This is a genomic window from Gluconobacter sp. Dm-62 (assembly GCF_018256155.1).
Taxonomy (GTDB): Bacteria; Pseudomonadota; Alphaproteobacteria; order Acetobacterales; family Acetobacteraceae; genus Gluconobacter.
In genome coordinates this window covers 528,397-543,818 of record NZ_JAERLY010000002.1, presented here as the reverse complement: position 1 = coordinate 543,818, position 15,422 = coordinate 528,397, and the positions used below count along the sequence as shown (strand labels likewise).

The following is a 15,422-nucleotide window of genomic DNA, read 5'->3' as shown; positions in this document are numbered from 1 at the left end:
TATGTCAGGCGCTCAGAGCGCATGCAGCCCAGCAACGCCCGCGAGAATGGCCAGAACTGCCAGAACAAGGAAAACAATGAAGAACAGTTTGGCAATTCCGGCAGTCGCGGCAGAAATGCCCGAGAAGCCGAAAACGCCGGCAATGATGGAAATGATGAAGAAAACAATCGCATAGTGCAGCATGACGCAGGCTCCTCGCCCAAGAGTTCGTGGTCATGTCGTAACGTGACGCACCTGCGGAAGTTTAATTTTTCCGAAAAAGACGTTTCCCCAACAAGATCCCGACAAAAAACGAGCTCAGAAGCCAGAACAGTGGCTGATCCACCATAAGATCACTGACAAGCGCATCCGTTTCTCTTGCCGCGCAGGATATTTTTTTCTTCAGGGCGCTCTTCCAAAAACAGCATCCCGCATTATCCTGCAGTCGTCCCACTTCGGCATCCAGATAGCATTCCAGATCGGCATCCATAGGTCTTCTCCTTGACATAACAGTCTCCCAACGCAGGAAGGGGCAGCCCGGTAACGGACTGCCCCTTCCTTTTACATCGTCAGAGCGCCAACGGGATGCTCTGTATCAATGCCCGACAGCAGGAGTGGTCTCTCCCCGTGCCGCCGCCTCTTCACTATAGCGGCGAGCTTCCGGAGAGATGGTCAGGGCCATCGTCATACCGGCGGACAGCAGATAGATCACGGCAAAGGTCCAGATCACATACTGCATGCCCGGTCCAAAGACAGCTTCACATGCAGCAACGACAGCCGGCCCTACCCAGGTAGACGCACCAGCGCCCAGACCAAGGATGGAAAGTGCTGCTGCTTTCTCACGCGGGCAGATCTGCGGCATCAGGCCCGACAGCGGGACGAAGGCTGCAACAGTGGCACCGTAGAAAATACCTGCGGCAGCCACAGCCCAGAAATTCCCCGGGAACCACAGCGGAACGTAATAGAACAGCGGAATGGCAATAAAGCCGCCGATCCCACCAAACACCGCCACAACAAACCGGTGACCCAGGGTATCTGCCACCATACCCGACACAAGGTTGAACAGAATGTTGCTCAGGAAGATGAGCGACAGAAGGTTCAGCCACTGACCAAGCGAAAACCCGAGGTGGTCCACGAAAAAGGCCGGCATGATTGCCAGAAAGGCATATTCCGAAGACGTGTCGATAACGCGGACGATACCAGCAATCAGCGTCTTCGGCTCACGCCACATGATGCTCATGGAACCGAAGAAAATGTCCTTGGTCGGCACATGGTCAGGAAGAAGCCGCTTTTTCCCGGTCGGTTCATGTGTGAACAGCAGTGCGACAAGGCCACCAATGATCACGAGGCCGAGCGAACACCAGAAGGTGCGAAGCTCGCCGATCTGCGGAATGGCAAAGCGTGCGAACTGCGATCCTAACGTCGGCAGACCTGCCGAGAAGGAAAACCAGAACCACCCTGCTGCCGAACCCAGCATGGCGGTCGGGGTTGCGGCCGCGATCCAGACAAGGAAGCCGTAAGCAAAGAGCGGATAGGCAAATCCACGAAGTGTATAGAACAGCAGGATCATCGGCCCGCTATTCGGCCCGAGACCGAAGGTCAGGAAGCCCACTTCAAGAATGGTCCAAAGGATAAGACCGAGCCACATAACCTTCTTTGGGCCCATGAGATCGGATAGTGGCCCGGAGAACCAGGCAGCGATCATCACGGTGATGCCGTAGAAGGTGAACATTTCATTCACGAAGCCCTGTGTGTGGCCGTGATGAAGCATGTAGGTATCGAGATACCCCGCCTCCACACCATCGCCAACCATGAACAGGAGCTGTCCCACAAACGCCCAGAACAGGGCTCTGGGTATCCCAAGGGTTTCCGCAAGCCCATGTTTCGGGGGGGAAGATTCGGACATTATAACGCTCTCCAAACGCTGGACGCATCACGAACCTATCCGGGCCTCATTGCCGGGATACATATTCGATGCGTCGTGGCAGGCCCTACGAGAGTGCTCGGACCTGTTTCTCAGAATTGTGCAGACCCAACGCGAAAAACGAGAGAACGTCTTCCAAATGGGAAAGAACCGGTCCCGCAGGAGACCGGAGATTCATGCCGTCCCCGAAAGAGACAGAAAAGTTTCTGCAAAGAGTGGTGACTGCATATCACACAACATCGTGGCAAAGAAACCACGAATCAAAAAAGGCCGGAGCATTCCTGCCCCGGCCTTTTTCAAAGTATCAAAACAGGGGCCTCAGGCAGCCTCCTGCTCCTCACCAACGTTCTGCTTTGGTCCGCTATCCAGGCCCTTTGCAGCGACATCGCGATCGATCAGTTCGATCACAGCCATATCGGCATTGTCGCCATAACGGACGCCTGCCTTCAGCACACGGGAGTAGCCACCGGCACGTCCCTTGTAGCGCTCGGCAACGGCCGAAAACAGCTTCGTCACAACAGCATCGTCACGCAGCTGCGCGAATGCCTGACGACGGGCGTGCAGATCGCCACGCTTGCCGAGCGTGATCAGCTTTTCGACCACCGGGCGAAGTTCTTTCGCCTTCGGCAGGGTCGTAGTGATCTGCTCGTGCTTGATGAGAGCCACGGCCATGTTGCGGAACATGGCAGCGCGGTGAGAAGAGGTGACGTTGAGCTTACGCCCGCTCACACCATGACGCATTGCTAGTTTTCCTTACCTTGAAAGTTCTCAGAACGTCTCGTCGAGACGCTTGGCCAGATCCTCGATGTTCTCGGGCGGCCAGGCCGGAACGCTCATGCCGAGCGACAGCCCCATACCGGTGAGAACTTCCTTGATCTCGTTGAGCGACTTGCGCCCGAAATTGGGCGTACGGAGCATTTCCTGTTCGGACTTCTGCACCAGATCGCCAATATAAACAATGTTGTCGTTCTTGAGGCAGTTGGCGCTACGCACCGACAGCTCGAGTTCGTCAACCTTGCGGAGAAGATTGCGGTTGAACGGCAGGTCATCCTGCGGTTCTTCATGCTGGACCGGACGCGGCTCATCAAAGTTGATAAACAGCTGCAGCTGATCCTGAAGAATCCGGGCTGCGAGAGCCAGGCTGTCTTCGGGGGTCACTGCACCATTGGTCTCTACCGTCAGCAGCAGCTTGTCATAGTCAGTGACCTGACCAACACGCGTCTGCTCGATCTTATAGGAAACCCGACGGACCGGGGAGTAAATTGCGTCGATGGGAATCATACCAATCGGGGCATCTTCCGGACGGTTTGCTGCTGCTGCAACATAGCCCTTACCCATATTGACGGTGAATTCCATGCCGAGCTTCACGCCATCATCAAGCGTGCAGATCACGAGATCGGGATTCATGATCTCGATGTCATGACCTGCCTGGATCTGGCCAGCCATCACTTCACCTGGGCCAGTGGCCGTCAGGATCATGCGCTTGGGGCCTTCACCGTGCATGCGAAGAGCAAGCTGCTTGACGTTCAGGACAATGTCCGTGACGTCTTCGCGAACACCCGGCACTGCGGAGAACTCATGCAGCACGCCATCGATCTGGATGGCGGTCACGGCAGCACCCTGCAGCGACGACAGGAGAATACGACGCAGCGCGTTACCGAGCGTCATGCCGAAGCCGCGTTCCAGAGGCTCGGCCACGACAGTGGCGATGCGCGAGGCAACCGGTCCGGGCTCGACTTCAAGCTTCTCCGGCTTGATGAGGGACTGCCAGTTTTTCTGGAGAACCAAGGTCGTGGCCTTTCAAACAACGAAGCACGCCAAGGGAAATTGGCGGCACCTGGGCCCGCACCGGTAAGGTGCGGCAAAAGATGCAATCACTAACAAATGCTGCGTATCGCACGCGATACGCAGCAAAGCATCACTCAGACGCGACGACGCTTCCGGGGACGGCAGCCATTGTGCGGCACGGGCGTCATGTCGCGGATGGACGTAATGTTGAACCCTACGGCCTGAAGGGCACGAAGCGCGCTTTCACGCCCCGAACCCGGACCGGAGACCTCGATCTCAAGCGTTTCCATGCCATGCTCGCGTGCCTTGCGGCCAGCATCTTCTGCGGCCACCTGAGCAGCATACGGCGTGGACTTACGGGAGCCTTTAAAGCCCTGCGCACCCGACGACGACCAGGCAATCGCGTTGCCCTGTGCGTCAGAAATGGTGATCATGGTGTTGTTGAACGTGGAGAGCACGTGAGCAACACCGGAAATGATATTCTTGCGTTCCTTTTTACGGATACGCGGAGCAGCGGCCTTCGCCATGAGAGAGGTCGTCCTAAAAGTTTAAGCAAAAACGTCGATGAGGAAATCAGGCGCGAATTAGCGCGTGACCTTCTTCTTGCCAGCAATAGCAACGGCCTTGCCCTTACGGGTACGGGCGTTGGTGTGCGTACGCTGACCGCGGACCGGAAGGCCACGACGGTGACGAAGGCCACGGTAGCAACCGAGGTCCATCAGACGCTTGATGTTCATTGCGGTTTCACGGCGAAGATCGCCTTCGACGCGCAGTTCGGAATCGATCAGCTCGCGGATCTTTACGATCTCATCGTCAGACAGCTCGTTGACGCGCTTGGCATCGGGGATTTCGAGCTTCGTGCAGATGGACTGCGCCGTCGACGGGCCAATGCCGTAGACATAACGCAGGGCAATGACGACCCGCTTGTTGGTCGGAATGTTTACGCCGGCAATACGTGCCACGCCTGTTACTCCCATTGGAACGGCTCAACGCCGCTCCAGACTGTTATATCCCCGGCCGTGGCCAGGTCGATTGTCTCGCAGCCGAACCTGTCATCTGCCGATTCCGGCAGACGCATATCTGGTCTGGCTACACCTGTGTCGAGGGCGCGCAATATACTGCTCACCCTACCTGAGTCAAATGATAGAGATCACTTTTTCGTGATATCTACTCAGAACTCAGTTTTCCGTAGCGCCTGTCACGATGGCATCGATCGCTTTACCAACGCTTTCAACGTCCTTCATGCCATCGACATGGAGCAGACGTCCGGCCTTCTCATAATAAGGAAGGATCGGAGCAGTCTGTTTGCGATAGACATCAAGACGCGCACGAACCACCTCAGGATTGTCATCCGGACGTCGCGTTCCGTCTTCGCCTCGACGGCTGGCAATGCGATCAACGAGTTCGTCCTCGTTAACATCGAGAAGGATCACTGCGTCGATTGTCAGTCCAAGCTGGAACAGCATGGCATCCAGCGCCTCGGCCTGACTTTCAGTCCGCGGGAAGCCATCAAGAATGAACCCGCGCTGGCAGTCCGGCTGCGCAATCCGGCTCTGGATCATGGCAACGATGATCGGATCGGGAACAAACTGTCCCTTCTCCATGATCGCCTTGGCTTCATTGCCAATCGCCGAACCTGCCGCCACTTCCGCCCGCAACATGTCGCCGGTGGAAATCTGCTTGAAGCCATAAATGGTTTCAAGACGCTTGGCCTGCGTGCCCTTGCCTGCCCCCGGGGGGCCAAGAAGAATGATGTTCATCGACGCTTCGAGCCTCCCGGAACGCCACCACGGGAGCCGCGGCTGCGCTGTTTGCGGATCAGACCCGAATACTGGTGCGCCACCAGATGGGACTGGACCTGTGTCACCGTATCAATCGTGACCGACACAATGATGATCAGGCTTGTGCCGCCAAAATAGAACGGAACATTGTATTTGCTGATCAGGATCTGCGGCAGCAGGCAGACCACCACAAGATACATCGCACCGATCGCCGTCAGACGGGACAGGATTTTGTCGAAATACGTAGCAGTGCTTGCCCCGGGACGAATGCCAGGAATGAAGCCGCCCTGCTTACGCAGGTTCTCCGCCGTTTCCTCGGGATTGAACGTAATCGCCGCATAGAAATAGGAGAAGAAGAGGATCATCGCTGCATAGAACAGCATGTACAACGGCTGCCCCTGACCCAGCTGCTGGCCCAGAACCGAGAGCCAACCCGGCATCGAATGCCCGTTCATGAAACCGGAGATGGTTACAGGAATCAGCAGCACCGATGACGCGAAGATCGGCGGTATCACACCGGCCGTGTTCACCTTCAGCGGCATGTGGGTGGAATCACCGCCGAAAATGCGGTTTCCAACCTGACGCTTCGGATACTGGATCACGACGCGGCGCTGCGCCTGTTCCATGAAGACGATGAAGCCGATGACCGCAATCGCCAGAACAAGGAAGATCACAACGAAAATGGGCGAAAGAGCCCCTGTCCGTCCGAGCTCGAAAAGACTGGCCAAAGCATGCGGCAGGTTCGCCACGATGCCCGCAAAGATGATGAGGGAAATCCCGTTCCCGACGCCGCGGGACGTGATCTGCTCTCCCAGCCACATCAGGAACATCGTGCCGCCCACAAGCGTCACGACGCAGGATGCGATGAAGAACATCCCGGGAGCCACCACAGCATTCGCCCCATGTGCCGTCATGTTCTCAAGCCCGACGGCAATGCCGTAAGCCTGAAAAAGCGCAATGAACACCGTAAGATAGCGCGTATACTGATTGAGCTTCTTACGACCCGCCTCACCTTCCTTCTTCATCGCTTCCATGGACGGAAGCGCCGTGGAAAGAAGCTGGATGATGATCGAGGCACTGATATACGGCATGATGTTCAGCGCAAACACGGTCATACGCCCAAGCGCACCACCGGTGAACATGTCGAACATCCCCAGGATGCCACCCTGATGCTGGGCAAGAAGCTGCCCCATCACGGTCGCATCGACGCCGGGAACCGGAATATATGTGCCAAGCCGATAGACGATCAGCGCACCAAGGGTAAACCAGATGCGCTTCTTGAGTTCGGTCGCCTTGGAAAACGAACTCATATTGAGATTGGCGGCGAGCTGCTCTGCTGCGGAAGCCATCCACCTGTCCTTTCATGAAAACAGCGTCACCGCACGAAAGCACGGGACGCTGTTCACTATCCAACCCTAGCCTGAGCCGAAGCCCAGGGAAGAAATATCAGGCGTCAGCCTGAACTTCCTTCTTGGTCTCGAGTACCTTGACGGTACCACCAGCCTTCTCAACTGCAGCCAGAGCGGCAGCGGAAGCGCCAGCGACTTCGATGGTCACACCATACGAAAGTTCACCATGGGCAAGAAGACGGACACCGGCCAGCTTGCTACCATTGACAAGACCAGCCTTGCGAAGGGTCTCCTCGGTGACGGTTGCAGCCTTGTCCAGCTTTCCGCTTTCGATGGCCTTGGAGATCGCACCGAGGTTCACCGGAGCATATTCCTTACGGAAGATGTTCACAAAGCCACGCTTCGGCATACGACGGTACAGCGGAAGCTGGCCACCCTCGAAGCCATTGAGGGACACGCCCTCACGAGCCTTCTGACCCTTGACGCCACGACCCGACGTCTTGCCCTTGCCGGACCCGATGCCGCGTCCGAGACGCTTCTTGCGATAACGAGAGCCCTCGTTGTCACGAAGTTCGTTGAGGTTCATTTCAACCCTCCACCTTGATGAGGTGGGCAACCTTGCGGATCATTCCACGCACCGAAGGAGTATCCTCCAGAGTGCGCGTGGAACCAATTCCACGCAGGCCCAGACCCGTGAGGGTCCCGGCCTGGCCCGGTTTACGACCGATGACCGATGCGATCTGCGTAACCTGGACGGTTTTGCCGTTCTCAGCCATTTGTCACCTCCGCTTCCGTCTGGGTCTGCTCACGCTTACCAAACAGTTCAGCAGCTTTTTTGCCGCGACGGGAAGCAACATGACGCGGGCTGCTGGCTTTTTCGAGCGCAGCAAACGTTGCCTTGATCATGTTGTGCGGGTTCCGCGTGCCGAGGCTCTTGGCCACAACGTCATTGACGCCGAGGCTTTCGAACACTGCACGCATCGGGCCACCAGCGATGATACCCGTACCGGCTTCAGCCGCACGAACAACCACCTTGCCAGCACCGTAATGACCGAACGTATCGTGATGGAGGGTACGGCCCTCCTTCATCGGAACGCGGATCATCGTGCGCTTGGCGCGCTCGGTTGCCTTGCGGATTGCTTCGGGAACTTCACGAGCCTTGCCCGCTCCGTAACCAACGCGACCCTTCTGGTCACCAACAACCACGAGGGCAGCGAACGCAAAACGGCGACCACCCTTCACGACCTTGGCAACACGGTTGATGGTTACGAGCTTGTCGACCAGATCATCGCCCTGCTCGCGCTCACGACCACCACGGCCGCCTTCTCTTGGCTCACGTGCCATGTGTGATCCTCCTTAGAACGAGAGTCCGCCCTCACGGGCAGCCTCTGCCAGGGCTTTGACCCGGCCATGATACAGATAAGAGCCGCGGTCGAACACGACGGTCTTGACGCCAGCTGCAACACCACGTTCGGCAATCAGCTTGCCGATAACCGTGGCCGCAGACACGTCGGCGCCGGTCTTGCCAGCATCGCGAAGCGTCTTTTCCAGCGTGGAAGCGCTGGCGAGCGTACGGCCCTGAGCATCGTCGATGATCTGGGCGTGAATGTGCTTGCTGGAACGGAAGACCGACAAACGCGGCCGGCCGCCGCTCTTGCGACGAAGCTGGAAACGCAGCCGCTGACGGCGGCGTTCCTGCAATCCTTGCTGCGATGCCATTACTTCTTCTTACCTTCCTTGCGACGCAGAACCTCGGTCTCGTACCGAACGCCCTTGCCCTTGTACGGCTCAGGCTTGCGGAAGCTGCGAATATCGAGCGCAACCTGACCAACACGCTGCTTGTCGTTGCCTTCAACGACAATTGCGGTCGGACGCGGAGTGGTGATCTTGATGCCTTCCGGGATCGGATAGACAACATCGTGCGAGAAACCGAGGTTCATCACCAGGTTGGAGCCCTGAACAGCAGCACGGAAACCCGTACCCTGAATTTCAAGCCCCTTGGAGAAGCCGTCGGACACACCCTTGACCGTATTGGCGATCAGGGCGCGGGTCGTTCCCCACATGGTCCAGTTTTCACGGGAGCGGCGACCAAGAGGAGCAACGGAAACATTGCTGCCTTCGATCTTGACTTCCACATGACGGGACACCGGAACAGTCAGTTCGCCCAACTTGCCTTTGGCCGTAAAAATGCCATCAGCAACGGAAACCTGCACGCCGGTCGGAACTTCGACGGGATATTTACCTACGCGAGACATGCGATCCTCCTTAGAAGACGCGGCAGAGGACCTCGCCGCCAACGTTGGCAGCGCGAGCCTCGACGTCCGACAGGACGCCACGCGGGGTGGACAGGATCGACACACCAAGGCCGGCATAAACGCGCGGAAGTTCCTTGATCTTCGAGTAGACGCGACGGCCGGGCTTGGAAACGCGATGGATTTCCTTGATGACCGGCTGGCCTTCTACATACTTCAGCTCGATACGGAGCTGTGCAACACCCTTGCGGAGCTCTTCAGCAGCAAAACCACGGATGTAGCCTTCGCGCTTCAGGGCTTCCAGAACGCTTGCGCGCAGCTTGGATGCAGGCGCAACGCAGACAGCATGACGGGCACGCTGCGCATTGCGGATCCGGGTCAGCATATCGCCCAGTGGATCAGACAAAGACATTCGATCTACCCTTTACCAGCTCGACTTGACCATGCCAGGAATCTGGCCGGCGGAGGCAAGATCGCGAAGAGCAATACGGCTCAGTTCGAACTTGCGATAGTTGGCACGGGGGCGACCAGAAAGCTTGCAACGCAGACGGACGCGCGTAGCGGATCCATTGCGCGGCATCTGGGCCAGCTTAAGGGTCGCATCAAAGCGGTCTTCAACCGACAGTGTACGATCCTTGATGATGTTTTTGAGAGCGGTCCGCTTTTCCTTGTCGCGCTTCACTAAGTCAGCGCGATGGTTATTGCGGTTTACCGCTGAGACCTTCGCCATCTCGAATTTTCTCCCGGAACCTGTCAGGCCTATCCCGACGGTTTTCCAATCAGCGTGTCTATAAAGGAAAGCGGCCTTCCAATGGAAGGCCGAATCCTGATTTTAACCGTGATCGGTCTGAAAAATTATTGATCAGCCGTTGAACGGCAGATCAAAGGCCTTCAGCAGGGCCTTTGCTTCAGCATCAGACTTGGCGCTGGTCACGAAAATGATGTCCATACCGCGGACGGCATCGATCTTGTCATATTCGATCTCAGGAAACACGATCTGTTCCTTGATACCCATGGCGAAGTTGCCATGTCCATCAAAGCCCTTGTTTGCCGGAAGGCCGCGGAAGTCGCGGATACGCGGCATAGAGATCGTCACCAGACGGTCAAGAAACTCGTACATGCGGGCACGACGGAGCGTGACCTTACAGCCGATGGGCAGACCTTCGCGGATCTTGAAGCCTGCAATAGCCTTGCGAGCAAGGGTCTTGACGGGCTTCTGACCTGAAATCAGGGTCATTTCCGCAAAAGCAGCATCAAGCTTCTTCTGGTCGCCAGCGGCTTCGCCAACACCCATGTTCAGCACGATCTTCTCGAGCTTGGGAACCTGGAGTTCGTTGGCATAACCAAACTGCTCACGAAGCTGCTTCTTCAGAATTTCTTCGTAGCGCTGGTGCAGACGCGGCAAAGCGTTTTTATATTCGCTCATTGTTGCGTTCCTCAGCCTTCGATCACTTCGCCGGTTGCCTTGGCAACGCGAACCTTGCGACCATCTTCCAGAATACGGAAGCCCACGCGCGTCGGCCTACCGCTCTTCGGATCAACCAGCTTCAGGTTAGAAAGATGGATCGGCATTTCGCGCTCGATGATTCCACCTTCGCCGCCTGCGCGGTTGGGCTTCGTGTGACGCTTGGCAATTGCCACGCCACGCACAACAGCCTTCTCGGCCTTCGGCATCACGGCGAGAACTTCGCCACGAACGCCACGGGACTTGCCGGAGAGGACCAGAACCTGGTCACCCTTCTTGATACGAGCAGCCATTACAGCACCTCCGGAGCCAGCGAGATGATCTTCATGAACTTGCGCGCACGCAGCTCACGAACCACCGGGCCAAAGATACGCGTACCAATCGGCTCCTGCTGCTTGTTCAGCAGAACGGCAGCATTCTTGTCGAAACGGATGGCGGAGCCATCTGCACGACGGACCGGGTAGGAGGTTCGAACGATAACGGCCTGATGGACGTCACCCTTCTTCACCTTGCCGCGGGGAATTGCTTCCTTGACGGACACGACAATGACGTCGCCGACCGAGGCGGTCTTCCGCTTGGAACCGCCCAGCACCTTGATGCACTGCACCCGACGTGCGCCGGAATTGTCGGCGACGTCCAGGTTGGTCTCGGGATGAATCATGTGCCTACCCCCTTATGCGCTGACGGAAGAGGAAGCCGAAGCAAGTTCCTCTCCGTTGCGCGACACGACAGACCACGTCTTGCGCTTGGAGATCGGTGCGCATTCTTCAATGCGAACCAGATCACCCGTCTGGCAGACGTTCTCTTCGTCATGAGCCGCATACTTCTTGGAGCGGCGAATAAACTTCTTGTAGAGCGGATGCATGATGCGACGATCAACAAGAACGGTAACCGTCTTGTCCATCTTGTCGCTCGTGACCCTACCCGTCAGGACGCGCCTTGGCATCGTCCGTCTCCTCTCAGGACTTAGCGGCGGACGTTTTGGCGCCCGCACGGTTCTTCGATGTGTGAGCCAGTGTCTTGATACGTGCAACTGCACGGCGCACGACCTTGACGCGGCTTGTGTTCTCCGACTGCCCGGTGGCAGCCGAAAAACGATGATTGATCTGTTCGCGCTTGAGATCGAGCAGAAGAGCGTTCAGCTCGTCCTCGCTCTTCGCGCGCAGATCGGCAGGCTTGTACGTGTCGGCCATTACGCGTCTCCGATACGCTGAACGAACTTGGTCTTGATCGGAAGCTTTGCAGCCCCCAGACTCAGGGCCAGCTTGGCAACCTCAGGCGGAACGCCTTCGATCTCGAACAGGATACGACCCGGCTTGACGCGTGCGGCCCAGTACTCGGGGTTACCCTTACCGGAGCCCATACGCACTTCTGCAGGCTTTGTCGAGACCGGAGTGTCCGGAAAGATACGAATCCACACACGACCGGCACGCTTCATGGCACGCGTGATCGCACGACGGGAGGCTTCGATCTGGCGAGCGGTAATCCGCTCCGGCTCCAGCGCCTTCAGGCCGAAGGCACCGAAGTTCAGCTGGGTTCCGCTTTTCGCAAGACCGTGAATGCGGCCCTTATGGGCCTTACGAAACTTTGTCCGCTTCGGGGAAAGCATGTTGTTAAATCCTCAAATCAGCACCAGCAAAGGAACTGTGAGCTTTCGCTCACAGTCTTAGCGCTGGGGAGCCTGCTCCGCAGCACGACGATCCTGTGCCAACGGGTCATGAGCCAGGATCTCACCCTTGAAGATCCATACCTTCACACCGCAGGTACCATACGTTGTCTTGGCAGTTGCCGTACCATAATCGATATCAGCGCGAAGCGTATGCAGGGGAACGCGTCCCTCACGGTACTTTTCGGCGCGAGCGATTTCAGCACCACCCAGACGACCACCGCAGGTGATCCGGATGCCCTGGGCACCCAGACGCATTGCGGACTGAATTGCGCGCTTCATAGCACGACGGAAAGCAACGCGGCGTTCCAGCTGCTGAGCAATGTTCTCGGCAACGAGGGTCGCATCGATTTCCGGCTTGCGGATCTCGACGATGTTCAGCGCCACGTCGGTCTTCGCCATACGGCTCAGTTCCTTGCGGAGCGCATCGATGTCCTGGCCCTTCTTGCCGATCACGACGCCCGGACGGGCAGCATAGATCGTCACGCGGGGCTTCTTTGCCGGACGCTCGATAACAACGCGGGACACGCCTGCACCGGACAGCTTGCGACGCAGGAATGCACGAAGCTTCAGATCTTCATGCAGCAGGCGCGCATAGTCTTGACCAGCGTACCAGCGGCTGTCCCAGGTACGGTTGACGCCGAGCCGAAGCCCGATCGGATTGACCTTATGTCCCATGGATCAGGCTGCCTTCTGCTCTTTGTTGGTTCCGCGAGACGGCTTCGTCTCTTCCGGTGCTTCTGCACGCTCGGCAACAACAATCTTCAGGTGGCTGAAGAACTTCTGGACCTGAGAGGAGCGGCCACGGCCACGAGCGTGGAAACGCTTCATGACAATGGACTTGCCCACTTCTGCGGTCTTGACCACCAGCTGATCGACGTCGAGCTGATGATTGTTCTCAGCGTTGGCCACGGCGCTCTCAAGAGTCTTCTTGACCTGCTGCGCGATACGACGACGCGAGAAGGTCAGAGCAGCGATAGCCTTGTCAGCTGGCTGGTTGCGGATCATTGCCGCAACCAGGTTCAGCTTTTGCGGGCTGACGCGGATGTTGCGGGCAATTGCCTGCGCTTCCGTGTCAGCAAGCGTGCGAATATGCTTTGGCTTGCTCATTTTCAGCCCCGCTTCGACTTCTTGTCAGAGCCATGACCGGTGTAGGTCCGCGTCGGTGAGAACTCACCGAACTTGTGACCGACCATGTTCTCCGTGACCTGCACTGGCAGGAATTTGTGACCATTATAGACGCCGAACGTAAGTCCAACGAACTGCGGAAGGATCGTCGAACGACGTGACCAGATCTTGATCACTTCGTTACGACCCGAAGCGCGTGACGCTTCAGCCTTGCCGAACAGATACCCGTCAACGAACGGGCCCTTCCAGACGGAACGTGCCATCTCTATTTGCCCCCTCTTACTTGCCGGACTTACGGCGACGGATGATCAGGCTATCCGTCTTTTTGTTAACACGCGTCTTGTAACCCTTGGTCGGAACACCCCAAGGCGTAACCGGATGACGGCCACCAGAGGTCCGGCCTTCACCACCACCATGCGGATGGTCGACCGGGTTCATGACAACGCCACGGTTATGCGGGCGACGCCCGAGCCAGCGGGAGCGACCAGCCTTACCAAAATGCTGGTTCATGTTGTCCGGGTTGGACACAGCACCAACGGTTGCCATGCATTCACCGCGAACAAGACGTAGCTCACCGGACTGCAGCTTGACCTGCGCATAGCCGGCATCCTTGCCGACCAGCTGGGCATACGTGCCAGCAGAGCGGGCCAGCTTGCCACCAGCGCCCTGCTTCAGCTCGATGTTATGCACGATCGTTCCGACCGGCATTGCACCCAGCGGCATGGCATTGCCAGGCTTGACGTCCGTGTGGGCGCCGGAGATGACGCGATCGCCAACCTTTACGCGCTGCGGAGCAAGAATGTAGGCGAGTTCGCCGTCTTCATACTTGATTAGCGCGATGAACGCCGTGCGGTTCGGATCGTATTCGAGACGCTCGACCGTAGCGGCCACATCGAACTTGCGACGCTTGAAGTCGACATAACGATAGGACTGCTTGTGCCCGCCGCCACGGAACCGAACTGTCGTACGACCGTGATTGTTACGGCCGCCCGACTTGTTCTTACCTTCCGTGAGCTGCTTGATCGGCTTGCCCTTGAAGAGCTCACTGCGATCAATCAGCACGGTGCCGCGTGTGCTCGGCGTTGTGGGATTAAAGTGCTTTAGTGCCATGGTATCCTACCCCGCGTCAGCCCAGCTTGGCTGTAAGGTCAATGGACTGACCTTCAGCAAGCTGTACATACGCCTTCTTGATGTCCGAGCGACGACCAGGACGACCCTTGACGCGCTTGACTTTGCCCTTCTGGACCAGCGTGCTTACGCCAGTAACCTTCACGTTGAAGAGCTTCTCAACCGCAATCTTGATCTGAGGCTTCGTCGCACCGGGAGCGACCTTGAACACCACCTGGTTACGCTCTGAAAGAAGCGTAGCCTTTTCGGTGATCAGCGGTGCACGGATCACGTCGTACAGGGCTTCCTGTGACATGTTCTGTGCAGTCTTATGTGCGTTCATGACGGTATTGGTGGTCATGCCAGACGCTCCTTAAGACCCTCAAGACCGGCGCGGGTGATAACCAGCACATCGTGGTTGAGGATGTCATAGACGTTTGCACCAATGGTCGGCAGAACGTCGATCTTCGGCAGATTAGCGATTGCGCGAGCGAACTGCTCGTCAACAGCGCCATCAACGATCAGTGCGGACGTCCAGCCCAGAGCCTTGATCTTCGCTGCTGCTTCACGGGTCTTGGTGACACCGTTAGCTGCATCGAGAACGATCAGCTTGCCTTCCGCAGCCTTCTGCGACAGCGCACAGATCAGGCCGAGACGACGGACCTTCTTGGGAAGGTCATAGCCGTGATCGCGAACGACCGGACCATGAACAACGCCACCCGTACGGAACTGCGGTGCACGCAGGGAGCCCTGGCGGGCAGAACCCGTGCCCTTCTGACGGAAAGGCTTCTTGGTCGTGCCAGAAACTTCACCCATGCCCTTGGTCCGGTGCGTACCGGCACGGCGCTTTGCGAGCTGCCAGTGCACAACACGTGCCATGATGTCAGAGCGCGGCGTGACCGCGAAAATCTCTTCCGGAAGCGCGACAGAGCCTGCGCTACCATTATCGAGGGTCTTGATATCGTATTCCATGCCCCTCGTCC

Annotated in this window: 28 protein-coding genes; all 28 read right to left on the bottom strand. The window is 57.5% G+C overall.

Translation table 11 applies throughout. From position 1 onward, the window contains the following. Nucleotides 1–12: 12 nt before the first annotated feature. The 28 genes from JK202_RS04350 to rplD all read right to left on the bottom strand — a co-directional run bounded on the left by JK202_RS04350 (nucleotide 13) and on the right by rplD (nucleotide 15,411). Nucleotides 13–183 (bottom strand): DUF1328 domain-containing protein, encoded by a 171-nt coding sequence (locus JK202_RS04350; RefSeq protein ID WP_011251938.1) that lies wholly within the window; start codon nucleotides 181–183, stop codon nucleotides 13–15. Between the two features lie 61 nt (nucleotides 184–244). Then, the gene (locus JK202_RS04345) at nucleotides 245–469 is read right to left on the bottom strand and encodes a hypothetical protein (RefSeq protein ID WP_211558548.1); all 225 of its coding nucleotides are present in this window, start codon (nucleotides 467–469) and stop codon (nucleotides 245–247) included. 105 nt (nucleotides 470–574) lie between these two features. Further along, nucleotides 575–1,885: an MFS transporter gene (locus tag JK202_RS04340; protein ID WP_211558546.1), complete on the bottom strand. Its 1,311-nt coding sequence runs from the start codon at nucleotides 1,883–1,885 to the stop codon at nucleotides 575–577. A gap of 336 nt (nucleotides 1,886–2,221) precedes the next feature. Next, entirely contained in the window at nucleotides 2,222–2,644 is a 423-nt protein-coding gene (rplQ, locus tag JK202_RS04335) for a 50S ribosomal protein L17 (RefSeq protein ID WP_211558544.1), read from the bottom strand. Between the two features lie 27 nt (nucleotides 2,645–2,671). After that, nucleotides 2,672–3,691 carry a DNA-directed RNA polymerase subunit alpha gene (locus tag JK202_RS04330; protein ID WP_211558542.1) on the bottom strand — a complete coding sequence of 340 codons (1,020 nt, stop codon included), beginning with the start codon at nucleotides 3,689–3,691 and terminating at the stop codon, nucleotides 2,672–2,674. 134 nt (nucleotides 3,692–3,825) lie between these two features. Next, nucleotides 3,826–4,218, bottom strand: coding sequence for a 30S ribosomal protein S11 (gene rpsK, locus JK202_RS04325; RefSeq protein ID WP_011251943.1), 393 nt, complete (start codon nucleotides 4,216–4,218; stop codon nucleotides 3,826–3,828). Between the two features lie 57 nt (nucleotides 4,219–4,275). After that, entirely contained in the window at nucleotides 4,276–4,653 is a 378-nt protein-coding gene (gene rpsM, locus JK202_RS04320; RefSeq protein WP_211558540.1) for a 30S ribosomal protein S13, read from the bottom strand. A gap of 216 nt (nucleotides 4,654–4,869) precedes the next feature. After that, nucleotides 4,870–5,451 (bottom strand): adenylate kinase, encoded by a 582-nt coding sequence (locus JK202_RS04315; RefSeq protein WP_211558538.1) that lies wholly within the window; start codon nucleotides 5,449–5,451, stop codon nucleotides 4,870–4,872. Beyond that, a complete protein-coding gene (gene secY / locus JK202_RS04310; protein WP_211558536.1) occupies nucleotides 5,448–6,821 on the bottom strand; it encodes a preprotein translocase subunit SecY in 1,374 nt (457 codons plus the stop codon). Before secY ends, JK202_RS04315 begins: the two co-directional genes overlap by 4 nt. A 97-nt stretch (nucleotides 6,822–6,918) precedes the next feature. Beyond that, nucleotides 6,919–7,407, bottom strand: coding sequence for a 50S ribosomal protein L15 (gene rplO, locus JK202_RS04305; RefSeq protein ID WP_211558534.1), 489 nt, complete (start codon nucleotides 7,405–7,407; stop codon nucleotides 6,919–6,921). Nucleotide 7,408: 1 nt separating this feature from the next. Further along, nucleotides 7,409–7,597, bottom strand: coding sequence for a 50S ribosomal protein L30 (gene rpmD / locus JK202_RS04300; protein ID WP_211558532.1), 189 nt, complete (start codon nucleotides 7,595–7,597; stop codon nucleotides 7,409–7,411). After that, nucleotides 7,590–8,165, bottom strand: coding sequence for a 30S ribosomal protein S5 (gene rpsE / locus JK202_RS04295; RefSeq protein ID WP_211558530.1), 576 nt, complete (start codon nucleotides 8,163–8,165; stop codon nucleotides 7,590–7,592). The genes rpmD and rpsE overlap by 8 nt, the downstream gene beginning before the upstream one ends. A 12-nt stretch (nucleotides 8,166–8,177) precedes the next feature. After that, a complete protein-coding gene (rplR, locus tag JK202_RS04290) occupies nucleotides 8,178–8,540 on the bottom strand; it encodes a 50S ribosomal protein L18 (protein WP_011251950.1) in 363 nt (120 codons plus the stop codon). Beyond that, nucleotides 8,540–9,076: a 50S ribosomal protein L6 gene (gene rplF / locus JK202_RS04285; protein ID WP_211558528.1), complete on the bottom strand. Its 537-nt coding sequence runs from the start codon at nucleotides 9,074–9,076 to the stop codon at nucleotides 8,540–8,542. The genes rplR and rplF overlap by 1 nt, the downstream gene beginning before the upstream one ends. Nucleotides 9,077–9,086: 10 nt before the next feature. Beyond that, nucleotides 9,087–9,485, bottom strand: a complete 399-nt coding sequence (gene rpsH / locus JK202_RS04280; protein WP_011251952.1) for a 30S ribosomal protein S8 — start codon at nucleotides 9,483–9,485, stop codon at nucleotides 9,087–9,089. A gap of 12 nt (nucleotides 9,486–9,497) precedes the next feature. Further along, nucleotides 9,498–9,803, bottom strand: a complete 306-nt coding sequence (gene rpsN, locus JK202_RS04275; protein WP_194254952.1) for a 30S ribosomal protein S14 — start codon at nucleotides 9,801–9,803, stop codon at nucleotides 9,498–9,500. A 132-nt stretch (nucleotides 9,804–9,935) separates the two neighbouring features. Further along, a complete protein-coding gene (rplE, locus tag JK202_RS04270) occupies nucleotides 9,936–10,499 on the bottom strand; it encodes a 50S ribosomal protein L5 (protein WP_211558526.1) in 564 nt (187 codons plus the stop codon). 11 nt (nucleotides 10,500–10,510) lie between these two features. After that, nucleotides 10,511–10,831: a 50S ribosomal protein L24 gene (gene rplX, locus JK202_RS04265; RefSeq protein ID WP_211558524.1), complete on the bottom strand. Its 321-nt coding sequence runs from the start codon at nucleotides 10,829–10,831 to the stop codon at nucleotides 10,511–10,513. Beyond that, nucleotides 10,831–11,199 carry a 50S ribosomal protein L14 gene (gene rplN, locus JK202_RS04260; RefSeq protein WP_011251956.1) on the bottom strand — a complete coding sequence of 123 codons (369 nt, stop codon included), beginning with the start codon at nucleotides 11,197–11,199 and terminating at the stop codon, nucleotides 10,831–10,833. The genes rplX and rplN overlap by 1 nt, the downstream gene beginning before the upstream one ends. 12 nt (nucleotides 11,200–11,211) lie before the next feature. Then, nucleotides 11,212–11,484, bottom strand: a complete 273-nt coding sequence (gene rpsQ, locus JK202_RS04255) for a 30S ribosomal protein S17 (protein ID WP_062029305.1) — start codon at nucleotides 11,482–11,484, stop codon at nucleotides 11,212–11,214. A gap of 13 nt (nucleotides 11,485–11,497) precedes the next feature. Then, complete coding sequence (rpmC, locus tag JK202_RS04250) at nucleotides 11,498–11,731, bottom strand: 50S ribosomal protein L29 (protein ID WP_062029304.1); 234 nt, start codon at nucleotides 11,729–11,731, stop codon at nucleotides 11,498–11,500. Beyond that, nucleotides 11,731–12,147, bottom strand: coding sequence for a 50S ribosomal protein L16 (gene rplP, locus JK202_RS04245; protein WP_011251959.1), 417 nt, complete (start codon nucleotides 12,145–12,147; stop codon nucleotides 11,731–11,733). The genes rpmC and rplP overlap by 1 nt, the downstream gene beginning before the upstream one ends. Before the next feature lie 57 nt (nucleotides 12,148–12,204). Continuing rightward, nucleotides 12,205–12,882 (bottom strand): 30S ribosomal protein S3, encoded by a 678-nt coding sequence (rpsC, locus tag JK202_RS04240; protein ID WP_011251960.1) that lies wholly within the window; start codon nucleotides 12,880–12,882, stop codon nucleotides 12,205–12,207. Between the two features lie 3 nt (nucleotides 12,883–12,885). Then, nucleotides 12,886–13,314 (bottom strand): 50S ribosomal protein L22, encoded by a 429-nt coding sequence (gene rplV / locus JK202_RS04235; RefSeq protein ID WP_211558522.1) that lies wholly within the window; start codon nucleotides 13,312–13,314, stop codon nucleotides 12,886–12,888. 2 nt (nucleotides 13,315–13,316) lie between these two features. After that, entirely contained in the window at nucleotides 13,317–13,595 is a 279-nt protein-coding gene (gene rpsS, locus JK202_RS04230) for a 30S ribosomal protein S19 (RefSeq protein WP_011251962.1), read from the bottom strand. A gap of 16 nt (nucleotides 13,596–13,611) precedes the next feature. Next, complete coding sequence (rplB, locus tag JK202_RS04225; RefSeq protein ID WP_211558520.1) at nucleotides 13,612–14,442, bottom strand: 50S ribosomal protein L2; 831 nt, start codon at nucleotides 14,440–14,442, stop codon at nucleotides 13,612–13,614. Nucleotides 14,443–14,458: 16 nt separating this feature from the next. Beyond that, on the bottom strand, nucleotides 14,459–14,755 hold the full coding sequence (locus JK202_RS04220; RefSeq protein ID WP_211558729.1) for a 50S ribosomal protein L23: 297 nt from the start codon (nucleotides 14,753–14,755) through the stop codon (nucleotides 14,459–14,461). Nucleotides 14,756–14,796: 41 nt separating this feature from the next. Further along, on the bottom strand, nucleotides 14,797–15,411 hold the full coding sequence (gene rplD, locus JK202_RS04215) for a 50S ribosomal protein L4 (protein WP_062029295.1): 615 nt from the start codon (nucleotides 15,409–15,411) through the stop codon (nucleotides 14,797–14,799). Nucleotides 15,412–15,422: the final 11 nt, after the last annotated feature.